The sequence below is a fragment of the Streptomyces sp. PsTaAH-124 genome, from assembly GCF_000373685.1.
Lineage (GTDB): Bacteria > Actinomycetota > Actinomycetes > Streptomycetales > Streptomycetaceae > Streptomyces > Streptomyces andamanensis.
Window position 1 is genome coordinate 38,498 of record NZ_KB892157.1, and the last position, 17,169, is coordinate 55,666.

Genomic DNA, 17,169 nt, shown 5'->3' on the forward strand with positions numbered 1-17,169 from the left:
GCTAGTTTCTACGTTGCTGTAGATCTGACCTGACCGCACCGGTCGCGCCCGGTTGCCGCGCGCGACCGGTGCGACCATCCGACCTTTTGGAGAGCGACCATGGCCCTGTGGGACCGCATCAAGGATTCCGCGACGCAGATGCAGACCCAGTTGACGGCGAAGAAGAACGACCTGAAGAGCGGTGCGTTCCGGGACGCGAGCATGGCGATGTGCGCGCTCGTGGCCGCCGCCGACGGCACCGTCGACCCCTCTGAGCGGCAGCGCGTCGCCCAGTTGATCGCCACCAACGAGGTGTTGCAGAACTTCCCCGCCGACGATCTGCGCCGCCGTTTCGAGGACAATCTGAACAAGCTGACCGCCGACTTCGCCTTCGGCAAGGTGAGCGTCCTCCAGGAGATCGCCAAGGCGAAGAAGAAGCCCGCCGAGGCCCGCGCGGTCGTGCAGATCGGCATCGTCATCGGCGGCGCGGACGGCGACTTCGACAAGACCGAGCAGGCCGTGGTCCGCGAGGCGTGCTACGCGCTGGACCTCCCGCCGCACGAGTTCGACCTCTGAGCGGCGCGGACAGGGCGATGGCGGCACGCGGGCGGCGGTGGACCCGGCCGGTCCGGCGGGACCGGACGGCCGCCGCGCCCGGCTGCGCGCCGCCGGTGTGCGGTCACAGCCCGGCCAGCACCGGAAGGAGCCGGGTGGCGGCCGTGACATCGGCCGTCAGCGGCCGGTCCTCCGTACCGGCCGGCAGCGCGGCGGCGGCCACGGCGAACACCGCACAGCGCGGCGGCTCCCGGAAGCAGCGCAACGCGCGCACGGCGGTGACCAGCTCGCAGGCCAGGACGGTCGCATAGGCGTCCACCGCGCGCAGGGCCTGGCGGGCCGCCTGGGAGGCGAAGCTGGCCGCCTCCTCCAGTCCGTGGGAGAGCACCGCGTGACCGGCCGAGGCGGGCAGCGCGCAGGCACGCAGCTCGGCCAGGGCCGAGTTGGCGGTGTACTCCAGGATCATGGTGCCGGAGCTGCCGGCCGGTCCGGAGGCGAGGAAGGCCGGCAGTCCGGTGAGGTCCGGGCGGCCGAGCGCGGCGAGGCGGGCGGCGGACAGCTGGGCGGTCTGGAGCAGTGCGAGGTCGAGCCCGTCCAGGGCGAGGCCCAGCGGAGCGGCGTAGAAGCCGCCGTGGTGGTGGGCGGTGGTGCCGTCCGCGCCGATGAGCGGGTTCTCCGAAGGGCAGTTGACCTCGGTCCGCACGACGCGGCGCAGCGCGTCCGCCGCGTCCAGTGCGGGCCCGTGCGCCTGCGGGAAGGCCCTGAACCCGAACGGGTCCTGGATCCGGCGCGCACCGCCGGTGCCCGTCCCGCCGGGCCCGCCGAGCAGCCTCCGCACCTCGGCGGCGGCACGGGCGGCTCCCCGGTAGGGGCGCAGGGCGTGCACCTCGGGCGCGTACGCCTCCAGCGAACCGGAGACGGCGGCCAGCGAGAGGGCCGCCACGGCGTGCGTGGCCCGCAGCAGCACGTCGAGGTCGTGGCAGGCCAGGGCCGCCTGCCCGAGGGTGAGCGCGTTGCTGCTGAGCAGCGCGAGCGCGTCACCGGGCCGCAGGACGATGGGAGCGGGCAGCTCGGGGACGGCGGGCGCGACCAAGGCGGGGCCCGTGGCGGCGGCCGCAGCGGCTGGTGCGGGGGCAGTGGGCGGCACGGGCGCGGACGGCCCGCCCACGCCGTCCGGGACGGCGGCGGGACCAGGAGCGGGAGCGGGACCAGGAGCGAGACCGGGAGCGGGAGCGGGAGCGGGAGCGGCGGTCCGCCAGGGGCGTTCGCCGATCAGGGTCAGGCCCGTCTGGGCCAGGGCCGTCAGGTCGCCGGTGCCGAGACCGCCGTACTCGTTGACGGCCGGGTGGACGCCGAGGCGCAGCGCCTCGGCGAGGGCGGTGACGAAGGCGGGCTGGATGCCGGAGCCGCCGGCCAGGAGCTGGTTGGCGCGGACCGCCAGCATCGCCCGGACCTGGCGGGCGGGCAGCTCGGCGCCCGCGCCGCCCGCGTGACTGCGCAGCAGCCGCAGGCCGTGCCCGGTCCCTTCCGGATCCTCCACCGGCACCGAGCGGTGCGCGCCGACCCCGGTGCCGCGGCCGTAGAGCCGGCCGGCGCGGGCCAGCCGGTCCGCCGCCTTCCAGGAGCGGTGGGCGCGCGCCAGCGCCTCGGCCGGTACGAAGGGTTCGGCCGAGGCGTCGGCGAGGCGGACCACGTCGTCCGGGGTCAGCTCGCGCCCGTCCAGCACGACGCGGGCCCGGCCCGCTTCCCGGGGCGCCCACGCCGTGCTGCTCATCCCTGCGTCCTGATGGTCCTGTGTTCCGGTGGTCCCGCGGTGGTGCGGTCCGCGCCGGTGCGCGGTGGTGGGTCAGACGAGGCCGGCCGACTTCAGCCAGGCCTTGGCGACGTCCAGCGGGTCCTTGTTCTGCGACTGCACCTGGGTGTCCAGGTCCAGCAGGGTCGCCGTGTCCAGCTTGGCGGAGAGCGCGTTGAGCGCGTCGACGCCCTTCTTGTCCAGGCCGCTCTTGTAGACGAGCGGCTGCACGTTCTCGAAACCGAAGAGGTTCTTCGGGTCCTGGAGGACGACGAACTTCTCCTTGGCGATGGTCGGGTCCGTGGTGAACACGTCCGCCGCCTGCACGGTGTCCTTCTTCAGCGCGGCCTGGGTCAGCGGGCCGCCCGCGTCCAGCGCCTTGAACGACTTGAACTCCAGCCCGTACAGGGACTTCAGACCCAGTAGGCCCTGCTGCCGGGTCTGGAACTCCGGCGAGCCGCCGATGACCATGTCCTTCGCCGCGTCCTTGAGGTCGGCGATGGAGGACTTGTCGGTCAGCTTGTACTTGTCCGCCGTCGCGGCGTTGACGGTGACCGAGTCCTTGTTCTGCGCGGGCGAGGGCTCCAGCAGCGTCAGCTTGGGGTCGAGCTTGGCGCCGATCGCGGCCGTGGTGGCGGCGACCGTCTTGGGGGCGGCGTCCTTGTCGAGATAGGCCAGCAGCGCCCCGTTGTACTCGGGCAGCACGGTGACGGAGCCGTTCTTGAGCAGGCCGTAGGTGGTCTCGCGGCTGCCGATGTTGTGCTTGTAGGTGACCTTGACGCCCTTCGCCTTCAGGGCCTCGCCGTAGATGTCGGCGAGCAGGATGCTCTCGGCGAAGTTGTTGGAGCCGACGACGACGCTGTCGCCGCTCGCCTTGCCGCCGGAGAGCGGGTCGCTGCCGGACTTGTCGTCGGAGGACGAACACCCGGCGACGAGTGCGGCGGTGGCGGCGAGGGTGACGACGGCCGTGCCGGTGCGCCTCGTGCTGGACCTGGTGCTCTTCGCGTAAGAAGTCACAATTCTCGTTCCGGGTCGGAAAGTCGTGGGGGCGGTGCATGGACAGGGGGACAGGGGTGACAAGGGGGTACGACATGCGGAACACCGCACTTTACTGATCCAATCCAGCCGCTTCTCGATCGGTCAAGGGCAGCCAGGTCACCGATTGGCTTCGATCCTGGTGCACTTGTGAAGCGCAAGCGATTGCTTCGTAATGCATTCTTGACATGGGACGCGTCGGACCGCGCTGCGAAGAAGCGATAGATTCCAGCGCAGTTGACATCGGCCACAGCGGTGGACTCGGACCGCTCCGGTGTCGTCGCGCATCATCGTTCTCACGACCGTCCCGGGTGGAGACACCCGTCGAAGGAGGCCCGGTGTCCACGAACGAGGTGGACGCGCCCGCCCGGCAGGCCCCGGCGCCGCCCCCGGCCGGCGGCATCAGGGGATTCGCCGACCGGTGGCCCTTCCGGCGCAAGCTCAACGTCCTGGTCGGTGTCCCGCTCGCCGTCGTCGGCCTGCTGCTCGCCTACCTCATCGCCGGACAGGTCGGCCAGGCCAGGGACGCGGCGGCCGCCGCCCGGCTGGTGCGGGACAGCGCCCAGGTCGCCGCGCTCGTCGACCGGGTGGAGGCCGAGCACCAGCAGGCCGTCCTGCTCTCCGTGCGCTACGAGGCCCAGGGCGTCGGCTCCCGGCCCTCCGCCACCGCCTACCGCACGGCGCAGGCCGCCGTCGACGCCCAGGTCGCCGCCGTCCGGCGGGCGTTCGGCGACCGGCTGCCCGCCACCGAGGCGCAGGCCCTGAAGGAGATCGAGGGCCTGACCAGCCTGCGCGACACCGTGGAGCAGAGCTATCTGCCCGCCGACAACATCGACCCGGCCTACACCGGCGCCGCCAAGAACCTGATCGACGGTCTCGGCCTCGACCGCAACCCGGCGCTGGCCGCCACCTTCACCGGCAATCTGCTGGACTCCCTGCTGCGCGCCGACGCCGCCCACAGCTCCTTCGAGACGAGCGTGTTCTCGGCGACGACCGGTGACACCAACGCGCTGATCGAGTTCACCGGCGCGGTCGGCGCCTACGAGCTGTACACGTACCAGGCCGACCGCTTCACCCGGTTCGCCGGCGCCGCCCAGGCCGACCGGCTCGCGGACATGGAGCACACCGCCGACCAGCGCCGGATCGCCGAGGCGTACGCCGAACTCCAGATCGACCCGAGCGGTCTCCAGGCCAACACCCCGGACAAGATCCGGCGGGCCTTCCAGGACGCGCTGGCCGACTACCCGTCCTACCCCCGGCAGGCCGCCGCCCGGCTCCAGATCGCCTCCTCGCTCATCGGCGAGATCGCCGACACCGCCGACGACGCCTCGTCCGACGCCTGGTGGCGCGCCGCCGGACTGCTGGCCGCCGCACTGCTGGGCTTCCTGTTCTGGCTCGGCTTCTCGGTGGCCGTGCGCCGCTCGGTGGTCCGGCCGGTGCAGGCGCTGACCGGGGCGGCGCAGGAGGTCTCCGCCGCCACCGGACGGGAGCTGGCCCGGGTCGCCGACGACGACGCCGACGACAGCGGACCGCCCCGGCTGAGGGACGTGCCGGTCACCGCGCGCGACGAGATCGGCGACCTCGCGGCGGCCTTCAACCAGGTGCAGACCACCGCCGCCGCGCTGCTGGAGCGCCAGGTGCTCAGCCGCCGCAACGTCGCCGAGATGTTCGGCAACGTCGGCCGCCGGGTCAGCAACCTCACCACCCGCCAGCTCGCGCTGATCGACGCGGTCGAGCGCGGCGAGACCGACCCGGCCCTGCTCGAACGCCTCTACTCCATCGACCACATCGCCGTACGCCTGCGGCGCAACGCCGACAGCCTGATGCTGCTGGCCGGCATCCGCGAGACCGTCCTGGACGCCGGACCCGCCGCACTGACCAACGTGGTGCGGGCCGCGCTCGGCCAGATCGAGGGCTATCAGCGGGTACGGCTGTACGCCGAGACCGAGGTCATGGTGGCGCCGGACATCATCGGCGACCTCACGCTGATGGTGGCCGAACTCCTGGAGAACGCCGTGTCGTTCTCCCCGGCGGGCAGTCCCGTCGAGGTCACCGTGCGCTCGAACGCCGAGGGCGCGTCGATCGCGGTCGCCGACCACGGTCTGGGGATGAGCGCCGAGCGCCTCGCCGAGGAGAACGCCCGGCTGATCCGCCGCGAACGCCTCGACGTGGTGCCGACCAAGGTGCTGGGCCTGTTCGTGGTGGGCACGCTGGCCCGCCGCTGGGAGATCGAGGTCGCCCTGACCCGCACCCCGGGCGGTGGTGTCACGGCCGAGGTGGTGATCCCATCCGCCCTGCTGCTGTCGCTGAGCGCGGTGGCCATGGCGGGCCCGGCAAATGCCGCGGGATCGGCCGGATCGCGGACCGGCACGGATACCGCGCCCGCGGCGGCCCCCGCTGACGCGCCCGGCGCCGCCGGAGCGTCCGGTACCGGCGGACCCAGGCCCGCGACCGCCGTGGCGCCCGCGCACGCCCCGGCCGACGAGGACGAGCCCGGCCCGCTCCCGCGCCGGCTGCCCCGGCGCGAGCCCGCCGACGAGGCCACGGCCGGTCCCGGCACGAGCGACACCGGCACGAGCGACACCGATACGACCGGTACGGGCACGAACGGTACGGGCACGACCGGCACCGGTACGACCGTTCCCGGAGCGACCGGAGCGACGGCGCCCGAGTCCGTACCCGCCGCCGAACTCCCGGCGGTACCAGCCCCCTTCATCCCCCGGGCCCGCAAAGAGGCCACGCCCATGGGGGCGGCGCCCATGGAGGCGGCGCCCGACCGGCCGGCGTCCGGCCCGGAACCCGCCTCCCGGCCGCTGCGCCGACGTGTGCGCGGCGCGACCCTGCGCACCACGGCGGACGCCTCCGCCGCGAACGCCCACGAGAGCGCGCGGCCGGCCGACGCCGAGGCCGTACGGTCCGCGCTGGAGGAGTTCGAGGAGGCGGTGGAGCGCGCCCACCGCGACACCGCCGCCCCGCCCGCCTCTCCCCCGACCTCTTCGCGTCCCGCCACCCCCGGCACGCACCGCCAGAACGACCTCCCGGAAGGAGCCGAGCAGTGAGCACGTCGACAGGTGACACTCCGACGGGAGGCACCACGCCGACCGATCTCCAGGCCGCCGCAGCCGACTTCACCTGGCTGCTCAACCGCTTCGCGACCGAGACCGCCGGTGTCGTCGACGCCATCGCGGTCTCCTCCGACGGACTGCTCATCGCGGTCTCGCAACTGCGCGAGCACGCGGACTCCGAGCGGCTGGCCGCCATCGTCTCCGGCATCACCAGCCTGGCCGCCGGTGCCTCCGGCAACTACCGCCTCGGCGCCCTCAACAAGGTCATCATCGACCTGGAGGGCGGCCACGTCCTGGTCTCCGCGATCGGCAGCGGCGCGGTGCTCGGTGTGGTCACCGACAAGGAGGCCAAGCTCGGCAACATCGCCTACGAGATGACGCTGTTCGCCAACCGGGCCGGTGCCGCGCTCAGCCCGCAGCTCGTCCTGGAACTGAAGAACAACGTCGGCGCCACGTCGGCGCGCTGACCGGTCACCGCCGGTCGAGGAAGGAAGTAGCACCCATGGCGGACGGCTCCCCGCCCCCGGGAGGAGACCCGGTGGGCCCCGCCCCCGCCGTACGGCCGTTCCTGGTCACGGCCGGCCGGGTGGCGCCCACCGCCGCGGGCCGGCCGGTGCCCGTGGAGACCCAGGTGGTGGCCACCACCGCCGGGCTCGCGGCGCTGGACGGACTCTCCTTCGAACAGCGTGACATCATCGCGGCCTGCCGCGTGCCGCAGTCCATCGCGGAACTCGCGGCCCGGCTGCGGCTGCACCTCAACGTGGTACGGGTGCTCGCCGAGGACCTGCGGGCCGCCGGGCAGCTGACGGTGCACGTGCCCGACTCCGGCGCCACCCACGACGCCTCCGTCCTGCGCAGGGTTATCGATGGCCTGCGGGCCATCCCCGACTCCCGGGGAGTACTCCGTGACACCGACTGAACAACTCGCCCGCGGTGCCGCCGCCGGGGCGGCCGGGCAGAGCGCCGTACGGCCGCCGCTGCCGGTCAAAATGGTGATCGCGGGCGGCTTCGGCGTGGGGAAGACCACCGCGGTCGGCTCCATCTCCGAGATCGAGCCGCTGACCACCGAGGCGGCCATCACCGAGGTCGCCGCGGGCGTCGACGACCTCACCCACACGCCGCGCAAGACGACCACCACGGTCGCCATGGACTTCGGCTGCCTCACCATCGACCCGACGCTGAAGCTGTATCTGTTCGGCACGCCCGGCCAGGAGCGGTTCGGGTTCATGTGGGACGACATCGTGGAGGGCGCGGTCGGCGGCCTCGTCATCGTCGACACCCGGCGCCTGGACGACTGCTACGCGGCCGTCGACTACTTCGAGCACCGGCAGATTCCGTTCGCGGTGGCGCTCAACGCCTTCGACGGCCGGGTGGAGCACTCCCTCGATGAGGTCCGCTGGGCGCTCGACGTGTCCGAGCGCGTCCCGGTGGTCGTCTTCGACGCCCGGGAACGCGGCTCGGTGCGCGACGCGCTGCTGGTGGTGCTGGAACTGGCGCTGGCCAGGACCGGGGCCTGAGGCCCGGCCCCCCTCGGCCGGTACGGGGACCGGGCGGCGTGCCGTCCGGTCCGCCGCGCCGGGGCGCCGGGCGTCAGGCGCCGCGCCGCACGCCCCGGGACACCGTAAGCCGTGCCGCGGCCCAGAACAGCACCAGGGTCACCAGCGCGAGACCGGCGACGAGACTGGCGCCGCCCACCACCTTCTCGTAGTTGCGCTGGTAGAGCCCGTCGATGACATAGCGGCCCAGGCCGCCGATGCCGACGTAGGCGGCGATGGTCGCCGTGGACACGATCTGGATGGCGCCCGAGCGCAGGCCGCTCAGGATGAGCGGGAGCGCGACGGGCAGTTCGACCTGGAAGAGGATCCGCGACTCCTGCATGCCCATGCCGCGGGCCGCGTCCACCGGCGACGGGTCGACCGAGCGCATCGACTCGTAGGTGGTCACCAGGATCGGCGGGACGGCGAGGACGACCAGCGGCACCATGACGGGCAGCAGCCCGAAGCCGACCAGGATGGTCATCAGGACCAGCAGGCCGAAGCTGGGCAGCGCCCGCCCGGCCGTGGCGAGGAAGGCGAGCGTGTTGCCGCCGCGCCCGTAGTGCCCGGTGACCAGGCCGACGGGCAGCCCGATGGCGGCGGCGATGCCGAGCGCGATCAGGCAGTACCGCAGATGCTCGGCGAGCCGGGTGGGGATGCCGTCGTAGCCGTGCCAGTGGGCGCTGTCGCTGAAGAAGGCATTGACGAAGTGCAGTACGTTCACCGGACGGCGTCCTTCGGTGCGGGTGCGGCTGGCTCCGGCTCGGCCTGCGGTCCGCGGCGGCGGGTGCCGCGCGGCATCCACGGGGTCAGCAGGAGCCGTACGCCGACCAGCGCGGCGTCGGCGAGGATGGCGAGCGCCGCCGTGGTGACCACGGAGTTCACCGCCAGCTCGGGGCGGTGGTAGATGTTCGCGTCGTTGAGCAGGTTGCCGAGCGCGCCCTGGTTGCCGATCAGCATGCCGACGCTGACCAGGGAGATGCTGGACACGGTCGCCACCCGCAGACCGGCGAAGATGGCGGGCACCGCGATCGGCAGCTGCACCTGGAAGTAGCGGCGTACGGGGCCGAGGCCCATCGCGGTGGCGGCGGCCAGCGTCTCCTGCGGCACCGCGCGCACACCGTCGACGATGGCCGGGACGAGCACCACCAGGCTGTAGACGGCGAGCGGGATCATCACCGTCAGCTCGGTCTGGCCGGTGTAGTCGATGAGGAAGACGATGAAGGCCAGCGACGGGACGGCGTACAGCACGGTCGTCAGGCCGAGCACCGGCGGATAGAGCCAGCGGAAGCGCACGCACAGCTGCGCGATCGGCAGGGAGACCAGGAGTCCGGCCAGGACCGGCAGCAGCGCCTCGCGCAGATGCAGCCCGATCAGTCCGAACCAGCTGTGCTGGAGGTCGCTCGGCAGGTCGAAGAAGCGGTTCATCCGGCGACCCTGGCGTCGGTGGCGGCGGCGTCCTGGTGGCCCTCGGCGTGGGCGGCGCGGATGGCGGCGCCGATGGCCTGCTGCGAGACCACCCCGGCCGCGCGTCCCGACTCGTCCACGGCGACCGCCCAGCCGGTCGGTGAGAGCACCGCGCAGTCCAGGGCGGCGCGCAGCGACTCGCCCCGCGCGAAGGGCCGTCCGTGGGGCAGCAGCCGGTCCTGGTCGATCCGGCCGGGCGTCAGGTCGTCGGGGTCGCTCCAGCCGAGGGGGCGTCCTTCGAGGTCGGTGACGAGGAGATAGGGCACGTCGGCGCGGGTGCGGGCGGCGATCTGCTCGGCGGTGGAGTCGACGGCGACGATCGGCTCGGTCAGCAGCTCCAGTTCGTCGGTGCCGAAGAAGGAGAGCCTGCGGATGCCCCGGTCGGTGCCGAGGAAGTCCTCGACGAAGGCGTCGGCGGGGTGCGTCAGCAGCTCGGCGGGCGGGGCGTACTGGGCGAGCCGGCCGCCGGTGCGCAGCACCGCGACCATGGTGCCGAGCTTGATGGCCTCGTCGATGTCGTGGGTGACGAAGACGATGGTCTTGCCCAGCTCGCCCTGGATGCGCAGCAGTTCCTCCTGGAGCCCCTTGCGCACCACGGGGTCGACGGCGGAGAACGGCTCGTCCATCAGCAGCACCGGCGGATCGGCGGCGAGCGCCCGCGCCACGCCGACGCGCTGCTGCTGGCCGCCGGAGAGCTGGTAGGGGTAGCGCTTGGCGAGCGCCGCGTCGAGGCCGACGCGCTCCATCAACTCCACCGCGCGCGCCCGGGACTTCTGCTTGTTCCAGCCCAGCAGGCGGGGCACGGTCGCGATGTTGTCGACGATGGTGCGGTGCTGGAAGAGCCCGGCGTTCTGGATGACGTAACCCATCGACCGGCGCAGGGTGTTGACGGGCTGCTCCCTGATGTCGGCGCCGTCGAGGAGGATGCGGCCCTCGCTCGGGTCCACCATCCGGTTGATCATGCGGAGCGTGGTGGTCTTGCCGCAGCCGGACGGTCCCACGAGGACGGTGATCGAACGGTCCGGTATCTCCAGCGAGAGCCGGTCGACCGCCACGGTGCCGTCCGGGTACCGCTTGGTGACTGAATCTATGCGTATCAAAACGCCGCATACCCTTCGGGTCTGGCAGGAGTTGCCCGCTCTCGGCCACGGTCGCGCGGGCCGTTGCGGAAAGAGTCTAGACGCCTGTGATTGCGGCAGGGTTGCGGCATCGGCGCCGGGGCGGGGCCCCAGGGCACGCGGGGCCGCCGCCCCGGGAACGGCCGCCCCTCCCCCACGGACCCGCCACAGGACGAGATCCGGCCGCCCACACGCAGGGCGCGGCCTCTGCCACTCCACGCACCGAGCCGCCCGCCGGAGCCGTCGGACCGGTCGGCGGGCGGGTGCGGGTGCGCGATGTGGTGCGGGGCGGATCGAACGGGGAAGGGGATCGGGCGGGATCAGGTGCGGCCGGGGCCTCCGCTGCCGAAGGAGCCGCTGCCGCCCGGGGCCCAGCGGCTGCGGTGCTGGTCCTGGCTGCGGCGGGTGCCGGCGCCGTGCAGTTCGTGCGGCAGGATCCGCTTGCCGTCGTCGCCGCAGTGCACCTCGTCCGGTTCGCGCTTCTCGCTGATCTCCTCGATCGCGCCGGTGACCGGGAGGTGCGGCTGCTCGGACGTCTCGGGCCGCTTGGGCTCGCGGCGCATCACACCGATGCCCATGCCCACGGCCCAGACGAGCGCCACCACGACGACGAGCCCGCCGATGAAGGCACCGAACGTGGCCCAGATGTGCGGCGCCACGGCCAGTACGACGTTGGACGCTGTGCCCATGTCTTCCACCCGCCTCTGCGGAGATGCGGCGAAACAACCGGTGGCGCCAACGACGCCACCTGTGTCCCTATTGTCCCACCGCAATCAGTGTCCCACCACAGCGGACCACCGCAAAGGGCCGCGGGCGACGGCCCGCTCAGCCCTCCGCGGGCCGCAGCCGCAGCGAGATGCTGTTGATGCAGTAGCGCTGGTCGGTCGGGGTCGGATACCCCTCACCCTCGAACACGTGCCCGAGATGCGAGCCGCAGCGCGCGCACCGCACCTCGGTGCGCACCATGCCGTGGGACCGGTCGTGCAGCAGCTCCACCGCGTCGGTGTCCTTCGGGTCGAAGAAGGACGGCCAGCCGCAGTGGGACTCGAACTTGGTGTCCGAGGTGAACAGCTCGGCGCCGCACGCCCGGCAGGAGTAGACACCCTCGGTCTTGGTGTCGGTGTACTCACCGGTGAAGGCGGGCTCGGTCGCGGCCTGCCGCAGCACGGCGTACTCGGCCGGGTTCAGCTCCGCGCGCCACTGCTCGTCCGGCTTCTCCACGTCGTACGCCATGAGCCCTCAGCTCCTCACTCAGTTCTTCAGACGGTCCAGGATGCGCGGTCCGAGGTCGGTGACGTCGCCCGCGCCCATGGTGAGAACAAGATCACCGGCCTTCGCCATTCCCGCGACCGCGTCCGGCACCTCGGCCTTGTCGTGGACCGCGGTGACGTCGGCGCCCGCGGCCCGTGCCGCCTCGATGATCAGCTCGCTGGTGACGCCGGGGATCGGGTCCTCGCGGGCCGGGTAGATGTCCAGCACCACACAGGCGTCGGCCAGCGCCAGCGCCTGCCCCATCTCCTTGCCCAGCTCCTGGGTGCGGGAGAACAGGTGCGGCTGGAAGACGACCAGGATCCGGGCGTCGCCCACGGCGCCGCGCATGGCCTCCAGGTCGGCCGTCATCTCGGTGGGGTGATGGGCGTAGGAGTCGATCACCTGGACCCCGGCGGCCTCGCCCTTGAGCTGGAGGCGGCGCTTGACACCGGTGTAGGCGGCGAGCGCCGGGGCCAGTTCGGCGGCCGGGATGCCGAGGGCGGCACCGGCGGCCAGCGCGGCGACCGCGTTGTGCGCGTAGTGGCGGCCGGGCACGGAGACCGTGAAGGTCAGTTCGGCGCCGTCCAGCAGGACGGTGACCTCGCTGCGCAGCCCCTGCGGCCGCACGGACAGGACGCGCACGTCGGCGTCCTCGGACTCGCCGTACGTCACCGTGCGCACCGAGCCCGCCAGGCGCCGGGTCAGCTCGCGGGCACCCTCGTGGTCGGCGGTGATCACCAGCGTGCCGCCGGGCACGATCTTCCCGGCGAAGGTCTCGAAGGACTCGTAGATCTCGTCCATCGAGGCGTAGTTGGCGTGGTGGTCGAGTTCCACGTTGAGGACGATGGCGACCTCGGGGGCGTACGTGTGGAAGCTGCGGTCGGACTCGTCCGCCTCGGCGACGAAGATCTCGCCGGTGCCGTGCAGCGCGTTGGAGCCGGGGGCGTCCAGGTCGCCGCCGATGGCGTACGAGGGCTCCCGGCCCAGCGCGGTGAGGGAGACGGCCAGCATCGAGGTGGTGGTGGTCTTGCCGTGGGTGCCGGCCACCGCGATCGGGCGCAGACCGTGCATCAGGGCGGCCAGCGCGTCGGAGCGGTGGACGACCGGGATGCCCAGCTCGGCCGCGCGCACCAGCTCCGGGTTGTCCGCGCGGATCGCCGAGGAGACGACGACGCAGGTCGCGTCGTCGGCGAGATGCCCGGCCGCGTGCCCGATGTGCACCGTGGCGCCCAGCGCGCGCAGCGCCTCGGCGGTCGCCGACTCCTTGGCGTCGCTGCCGGCCACCTCGGCGCCGCGCTGGGCGAGGATCTTGGCGATGCCCGACATTCCGGCGCCGCCGATGCCGATGAAGTGCGGTCGGTCCATGGCGGTAGGAAGGCCGGGTGCCATGCGCTGTTCTCCCCAGGTGGTGCGGCGTCGGTACGAGGTGCGCCGGCCGCGGGCGCGGGGCGCCGCCCCAGCCTATGCCTTGCTGTGGGAGAACAGCTTCAGGACCGGCACGCCGACCTTGTGGCGGGCCCGGGAGGCCCAGTCGCGGTGGAAGAACTCCTCCACGTAGTGCGGATCGGTGAGCACGATCACCTCGTCGGCGCCCACCTCGGCGACCAGGGACTTCAGCGCGTCCAGCGGGTGGTCCTCGACGAGTCTGCCGTCGGCCTGCCGGCCGGCGGCGTGCAGCGCGGTCAGGGAGACCTCCAGGGCCTGTTCGCCCTCGGGCTTGGCCGCCTCGCCCTCCGGGGTGCCGCCCTCGCGCGCGGCCTCGTCGATCTCGCCGAGCGCGATGTCGTCGATGGCCCGCAGCAGCCGGTCGGCCTGGTCGCCGCGCGGCTGGAGCAGTACGTGGAAGGCGACCTGCTCCTCCCCGTGCAATGTGGTGACGAACTCCACGTCGGCGGACGTCAGGGCCTTCTCGATCATCAGTACGCTTGTGAACACCAGACGCCCTTTCTCGTGTGAGGGCCGCGCCCTCTCTGCTACCTCCGTGTGGGCCGAAGCAGCCCCCGCAGAAACCATCCTGCCCTGTGATCGCACGGGTATCGCGGCTTTTCCTCCGCCTGCCACCACCTGAACGGAATTACCAATTCCGTTTGCCGGACACGGCGGGCCGCACACCTCTCGCCGCGGGCCCTCGGGGACCGCCGTCAGGCCCGCCGGTACCGGCTGAACAGGAAACCCTCCTCCTCCAGCAGGGACGCCAGGACGAACCGGTGCGGGACGGCGACCGAGGGGCCGCCGGCGATGCGCTGCGCGTCGCCCGCGGTGAGCATCGGCGCGACGGTCAGGCACAGCTCGTCGAGGGCGCCGGAGGCGACCATCTGGCCGAGCAGCCGCGGGCCGCCCTCGGTGAGCAGCCGCGTGTGCCCGAGACCGGCCAGCGCCCGCACGGCCCGCGCCGGGTCCACCCCGGCCCCGTCACCGGCGATCACCACCCGGGCGCCCGCCTTCTCGGCCGCCGCGACACGGTCCGGGGCCGCCGCCGCTCCGGTGAGGACCAGCGTGGGCACCAGGGGCGAGGTGAACAGCGGCAGCGAGAAGTCCAGCTCAAGACCGGCGGTGACGACCGCGACGGCCGGGGCAGGGCCCTGCCCGGCCGCCGCCCGCAGCGCGGCGAACTCCGCCCGCGCCCGCGCCGGGCGGTAGCCCTCCTGCCGTACGGTCCCGGCGCCGACCACCACCGCGTCGGCCAGCGCCCGCAGGGTGCCGAAGATCCGCATGTCGGCGGCGCCGGAGATGGGCTGCGAACGGCCCTCGTGCTGCGCCGCCCCGTCCAGCGTGGAGACCATGTTGGCCCGCAGCCAGGCCGTCCCGCCGCCCGGCGCGAGCTCGGGATAGGCGTAGACGGCGGCCAGCTCGGCCAGGGTCCACTCCCGGTCCGCGAGGGCGTCCGGCACGCTCCCCGGGCCGGTCCCGGCGGCCCCCTTCGCCGGCTGGGCTGGTGTTTCTTCCGTCACAGGGAACAGGCGTCGCATGCCGTGCAGTGTTCCACGCGGCTTACCATGGGGAACCGTGTCGTCCTCCACAGCCGGCTCCCGGCTCAGCCCCGTGACCGGTACCTCCCCCACCGCCCTCGGCGCCCCTCTCTCCCTGTGCGCCCGCGAACCGCACGTCCCGGCGGACCGGCTGGTCGCCGAGATGGTGCCGCCGCCGCGCTTCGACTCGGTCCGCTTCGCCACGTACATCCCCGACCCGAAGCAGCCGACGCAGACGGAGGCCGTACGGGCCCTGGAGGACTTCGCCGCCGGACTCGGCGGCGCGCACGCCGCCGGTCCCGCCCGGCGCGGGCTCTTCGGCTTCGGCCGCGCCAAGGCCCCCAAGGTGCCCGCCGGGCCCCGCGGCGTCTACCTGGACGGCGGCTACGGCGTCGGCAAGACCCATCTGCTGGCCTCTCTGTGGCACGCCACCCCGGCCGAGCCCGCCCTGAAGGCGTTCGGCACCTTCGTGGAGCTGACCAACCTGGTCGGCGCCCTCGGCTTTCAGCAGACGGTCCGGACGCTGTCCGGGCACCGGCTGCTGTGCATCGACGAGTTCGAGCTGGACGACCCCGGGGACACCGTGCTCGTCTCCACCCTGCTCGGCCGGCTGGTCGACGCGGGCGTCGCGCTCGCCGCCACCTCCAACACCCTGCCGGGCAAGCTCGGCGAGGGCCGGTTCGCCGCCGCCGACTTCCTGCGCGAGATCCAGGGCCTGTCGGCGCACTTCCGCCCGCTGCGCATCGACGGCGAGGACTACCGCCACCGCGGCCTGCCCGAGGCACCGGCCCCGTTCTCCGACGAGCAGGTCACCAAGGCGGCGCACGCCACCCGGAACGCCTCCCTCGACGACTTCACCGACCTGCTGGGACACCTGGCCCGGGTGCACCCCAGCCGCTACGGCGCGCTCACCGACGGCCTCGGGGCCGTCTGCCTGACCGGGGTCGGCCCGGTGCCGGACCAGTCGACCGCGCTGCGGCTGGTGGTCCTGGCCGACCGGCTCTACGACCGCGAGGTGCCCGTCCTCGCCTCCGGACGGCCCTTCGACCGGCTGTTCAGCGAGGAGATGCTGAACGGCGGCTACCGCAAGAAGTACTTCCGCGCGATATCCCGGCTCACCGCGCTCGCCCGGGACGCCAAGGGCCTCGTCGAACCCTCCTGACCGGCGGCCCCGCCCGTCCCGCTCCCGGCCGCCGGGACCGTGGCGCTCCGGGGACTCGACCGTCCTCTCGGGCCGGGCCTATCGTGGAATGAGGCCCGGCAACGGGCGCGGGACGACTGTCGAGGAGTCGTCATCATGCTTCAGGACGTACTGACCGCCGTGGTCGCCGCGGGCTGCGCCGGTCTCGTGTACCTCGCGGCGGCGGCCCGGGTCGTCAAGCAGTACGAGCGCGGGGTGGTGCTGCGGCTCGGCCGGTTCACCGGCGGCCCGCGCGATCCCGGCTTCACCATGATCGTGCCGTTCGTGGACCGGCTGTACAAGGTCAACATGCAGATCGTCACGCTGCCGATCCCCGCCCAGGAGGGCATCACCCGGGACAACGTGACCGTGCGGGTGGACGCGGTCGTCTACTTCAAGGTGGTCGACCCGGCCAGCGCGGTCATCCAGGTCGAGGACTACCGGTTCGCGGTGTCCCAGATGGCCCAGACCTCGCTGCGTTCGATCATCGGCAAGAGCGACCTGGACGATCTGCTGTCCAACCGGGAGAAGCTCAACCAGGGCCTGGAGCTGATGATCGACAGCCCGGCGATCGGCTGGGGCGTGCAGATCGACCGCGTGGAGATCAAGGACGTCTCCCTGCCGGACACGATGAAGCGGTCCATGGCCCGGCAGGCGGAGGCCGACCGGGAGCGGCGGGCCCGGATCATCAACGCCGACGCGGAGTTCCAGGCGTCGAAGAAGCTGGCCGAGGCCGCCCAGCAGATGGCCGACACACCGGCCGCGCTGCAACTGCGGCTGCTCCAGACGGTGACCGCGGTGGCCACCGAGAAGAACTCCACCCTGGTCCTGCCCTTCCCGGTCGAGCTCCTGCGCTTCCTGGAACGGGCCCACCAGCAGCCACCGGGCCCCGCCGAGACCGCGGCGCCCGCAGCACCCGCAGCACCCGCACCGCCCGCCTCCGCGCCCCCGGTCCCGCCCGCACCACCGGCGCACGCCCTCGGCAACGGCGACGCCCCGGCCGGGGAGGCATCCGCCGCCACGCCCGGCGGCACCGCCGTACCGGAGGCACCCGGCGGGCCTCCGGCCGAGGCGCCGTTCGATCCCCCGGCCGACGCCGCCTCGGTGACCCCGGTCAGGGCGGCGGCCGACGCCGCGGCACCCGACCGCCCCGAGCACTGACCCGCCCGTCCGGCCGCGTGCCCTCTCCGCCCGGCCCGCCCCGTCGTGCCCCGCCCGCGACG

At 73.1% G+C, this 17,169-nt stretch carries 17 protein-coding genes; 7 read left to right on the forward strand and 10 right to left on the reverse strand.

Annotation, left to right across the window (positions count from 1 at the left end; translation table 11 throughout):
* Nucleotides 1-99: 99 nt before the first annotated feature.
* Nucleotides 100-555 carry a tellurite resistance TerB family protein gene (locus tag B086_RS0100175; RefSeq protein WP_018564391.1) on the forward strand — a complete coding sequence of 152 codons (456 nt, stop codon included), beginning with the start codon at nucleotides 100-102 and terminating at the stop codon, nucleotides 553-555.
* A gap of 103 nt (nucleotides 556-658) precedes the next feature.
* On the opposite strand, the gene B086_RS0100180 is transcribed toward B086_RS0100175, so the two are convergent.
* Nucleotides 659-2,308 carry an aromatic amino acid lyase gene (locus B086_RS0100180; protein WP_018564392.1) on the reverse strand — a complete coding sequence of 550 codons (1,650 nt, stop codon included), beginning with the start codon at nucleotides 2,306-2,308 and terminating at the stop codon, nucleotides 659-661.
* Nucleotides 2,309-2,380: 72 nt separating this feature from the next.
* Entirely contained in the window at nucleotides 2,381-3,343 is a 963-nt protein-coding gene (locus B086_RS0100185; RefSeq protein WP_018564393.1) for an ABC transporter substrate-binding protein, read from the reverse strand.
* A 356-nt stretch (nucleotides 3,344-3,699) separates the two neighbouring features.
* On the opposite strand from B086_RS0100185, the gene B086_RS0100190 reads away from it, so the two are divergent.
* From B086_RS0100190 to B086_RS0100205, 4 genes are read left to right on the forward strand one after another with little or no spacing between them, the layout of a single operon-like run.
* On the forward strand, nucleotides 3,700-6,420 hold the full coding sequence (locus B086_RS0100190) for an ATP-binding protein (RefSeq protein ID WP_018564394.1): 2,721 nt from the start codon (nucleotides 3,700-3,702) through the stop codon (nucleotides 6,418-6,420).
* The gene (locus B086_RS0100195; protein ID WP_018564395.1) at nucleotides 6,417-6,893 is read left to right on the forward strand and encodes a roadblock/LC7 domain-containing protein; all 477 of its coding nucleotides are present in this window, start codon (nucleotides 6,417-6,419) and stop codon (nucleotides 6,891-6,893) included. Before B086_RS0100190 ends, B086_RS0100195 begins: the two co-directional genes overlap by 4 nt.
* A gap of 35 nt (nucleotides 6,894-6,928) precedes the next feature.
* Complete coding sequence (locus B086_RS0100200) at nucleotides 6,929-7,345, forward strand: DUF742 domain-containing protein (RefSeq protein WP_018564396.1); 417 nt, start codon at nucleotides 6,929-6,931, stop codon at nucleotides 7,343-7,345.
* Nucleotides 7,332-7,943, forward strand: a complete 612-nt coding sequence (locus tag B086_RS0100205) for a GTP-binding protein (protein WP_018564397.1) — start codon at nucleotides 7,332-7,334, stop codon at nucleotides 7,941-7,943. Before B086_RS0100200 ends, B086_RS0100205 begins: the two co-directional genes overlap by 14 nt.
* 73 nt (nucleotides 7,944-8,016) lie before the next feature.
* On the opposite strand, the gene B086_RS0100210 is transcribed toward B086_RS0100205, so the two are convergent.
* The 8 genes from B086_RS0100210 to B086_RS0100250 all read right to left on the reverse strand — a co-directional run bounded on the left by B086_RS0100210 (nucleotide 8,017) and on the right by B086_RS0100250 (nucleotide 14,766).
* Nucleotides 8,017-8,685: an ABC transporter permease gene (locus B086_RS0100210; RefSeq protein ID WP_018564398.1), complete on the reverse strand. Its 669-nt coding sequence runs from the start codon at nucleotides 8,683-8,685 to the stop codon at nucleotides 8,017-8,019.
* Entirely contained in the window at nucleotides 8,682-9,389 is a 708-nt protein-coding gene (locus tag B086_RS0100215; protein ID WP_018564399.1) for an ABC transporter permease, read from the reverse strand. Before B086_RS0100215 ends, B086_RS0100210 begins: the two co-directional genes overlap by 4 nt.
* Nucleotides 9,386-10,528: an ABC transporter ATP-binding protein gene (locus B086_RS0100220; protein WP_026251961.1), complete on the reverse strand. Its 1,143-nt coding sequence runs from the start codon at nucleotides 10,526-10,528 to the stop codon at nucleotides 9,386-9,388. Before B086_RS0100220 ends, B086_RS0100215 begins: the two co-directional genes overlap by 4 nt.
* Before the next feature lie 338 nt (nucleotides 10,529-10,866).
* Nucleotides 10,867-11,235 (reverse strand): DUF6479 family protein, encoded by a 369-nt coding sequence (locus tag B086_RS0100225; protein ID WP_018564401.1) that lies wholly within the window; start codon nucleotides 11,233-11,235, stop codon nucleotides 10,867-10,869.
* 136 nt (nucleotides 11,236-11,371) lie between these two features.
* Nucleotides 11,372-11,779 carry a peptide-methionine (R)-S-oxide reductase MsrB gene (msrB, locus tag B086_RS0100230; RefSeq protein ID WP_018564402.1) on the reverse strand — a complete coding sequence of 136 codons (408 nt, stop codon included), beginning with the start codon at nucleotides 11,777-11,779 and terminating at the stop codon, nucleotides 11,372-11,374.
* Nucleotides 11,780-11,797: 18 nt separating this feature from the next.
* On the reverse strand, nucleotides 11,798-13,186 hold the full coding sequence (gene murC, locus B086_RS0100235) for a UDP-N-acetylmuramate--L-alanine ligase (RefSeq protein WP_026251962.1): 1,389 nt from the start codon (nucleotides 13,184-13,186) through the stop codon (nucleotides 11,798-11,800).
* A 72-nt stretch (nucleotides 13,187-13,258) separates the two neighbouring features.
* A complete protein-coding gene (locus B086_RS38780) occupies nucleotides 13,259-13,732 on the reverse strand; it encodes an indole-3-glycerol phosphate synthase (RefSeq protein ID WP_173860903.1) in 474 nt (157 codons plus the stop codon).
* Between the two features lie 206 nt (nucleotides 13,733-13,938).
* On the reverse strand, nucleotides 13,939-14,766 hold the full coding sequence (locus B086_RS0100250) for a pyrimidine reductase family protein (RefSeq protein WP_026251963.1): 828 nt from the start codon (nucleotides 14,764-14,766) through the stop codon (nucleotides 13,939-13,941).
* A 37-nt stretch (nucleotides 14,767-14,803) separates the two neighbouring features.
* Here B086_RS0100250 and zapE point away from each other — a divergent pair, with 37 nt between their 5' ends.
* Together zapE and B086_RS38785 are read left to right on the forward strand one after the other, a co-directional pair.
* A complete protein-coding gene (zapE, locus tag B086_RS0100255) occupies nucleotides 14,804-15,928 on the forward strand; it encodes a cell division protein ZapE (protein ID WP_018564406.1) in 1,125 nt (374 codons plus the stop codon).
* A gap of 135 nt (nucleotides 15,929-16,063) precedes the next feature.
* Nucleotides 16,064-17,107 (forward strand): slipin family protein, encoded by a 1,044-nt coding sequence (locus B086_RS38785; RefSeq protein WP_018564407.1) that lies wholly within the window; start codon nucleotides 16,064-16,066, stop codon nucleotides 17,105-17,107.
* The last annotated feature ends 62 nt before the right edge of the window (nucleotides 17,108-17,169 follow it).

What these genes read in the sequence shown, in the direction of transcription:
- B086_RS0100175 (WP_018564391.1), top strand. Translation starts at nt 100, where the DNA reads ATGGCCCTGTGGGACCGCATCAAGGATTCCGCGACGCAGATGCAGACC.
- B086_RS0100180 (WP_018564392.1), bottom strand. Translation starts at nt 2,308, where the DNA reads ATGAGCAGCACGGCGTGGGCGCCCCGGGAAGCGGGCCGGGCCCGCGTC.
- B086_RS0100200 (WP_018564396.1), top strand. Translation starts at nt 6,929, where the DNA reads ATGGCGGACGGCTCCCCGCCCCCGGGAGGAGACCCGGTGGGCCCCGCC.
- B086_RS0100215 (WP_018564399.1), bottom strand. Translation starts at nt 9,389, where the DNA reads ATGAACCGCTTCTTCGACCTGCCGAGCGACCTCCAGCACAGCTGGTTC.
- B086_RS0100225 (WP_018564401.1), bottom strand. Translation starts at nt 11,235, where the DNA reads ATGGGCACAGCGTCCAACGTCGTACTGGCCGTGGCGCCGCACATCTGG.
- msrB (WP_018564402.1), bottom strand. Translation starts at nt 11,779, where the DNA reads ATGGCGTACGACGTGGAGAAGCCGGACGAGCAGTGGCGCGCGGAGCTG.
- murC (WP_026251962.1), bottom strand. Translation starts at nt 13,186, where the DNA reads ATGGCACCCGGCCTTCCTACCGCCATGGACCGACCGCACTTCATCGGC.
- B086_RS0100250 (WP_026251963.1), bottom strand. Translation starts at nt 14,766, where the DNA reads ATGCGACGCCTGTTCCCTGTGACGGAAGAAACACCAGCCCAGCCGGCG.
- B086_RS38785 (WP_018564407.1), top strand. Translation starts at nt 16,064, where the DNA reads ATGCTTCAGGACGTACTGACCGCCGTGGTCGCCGCGGGCTGCGCCGGT.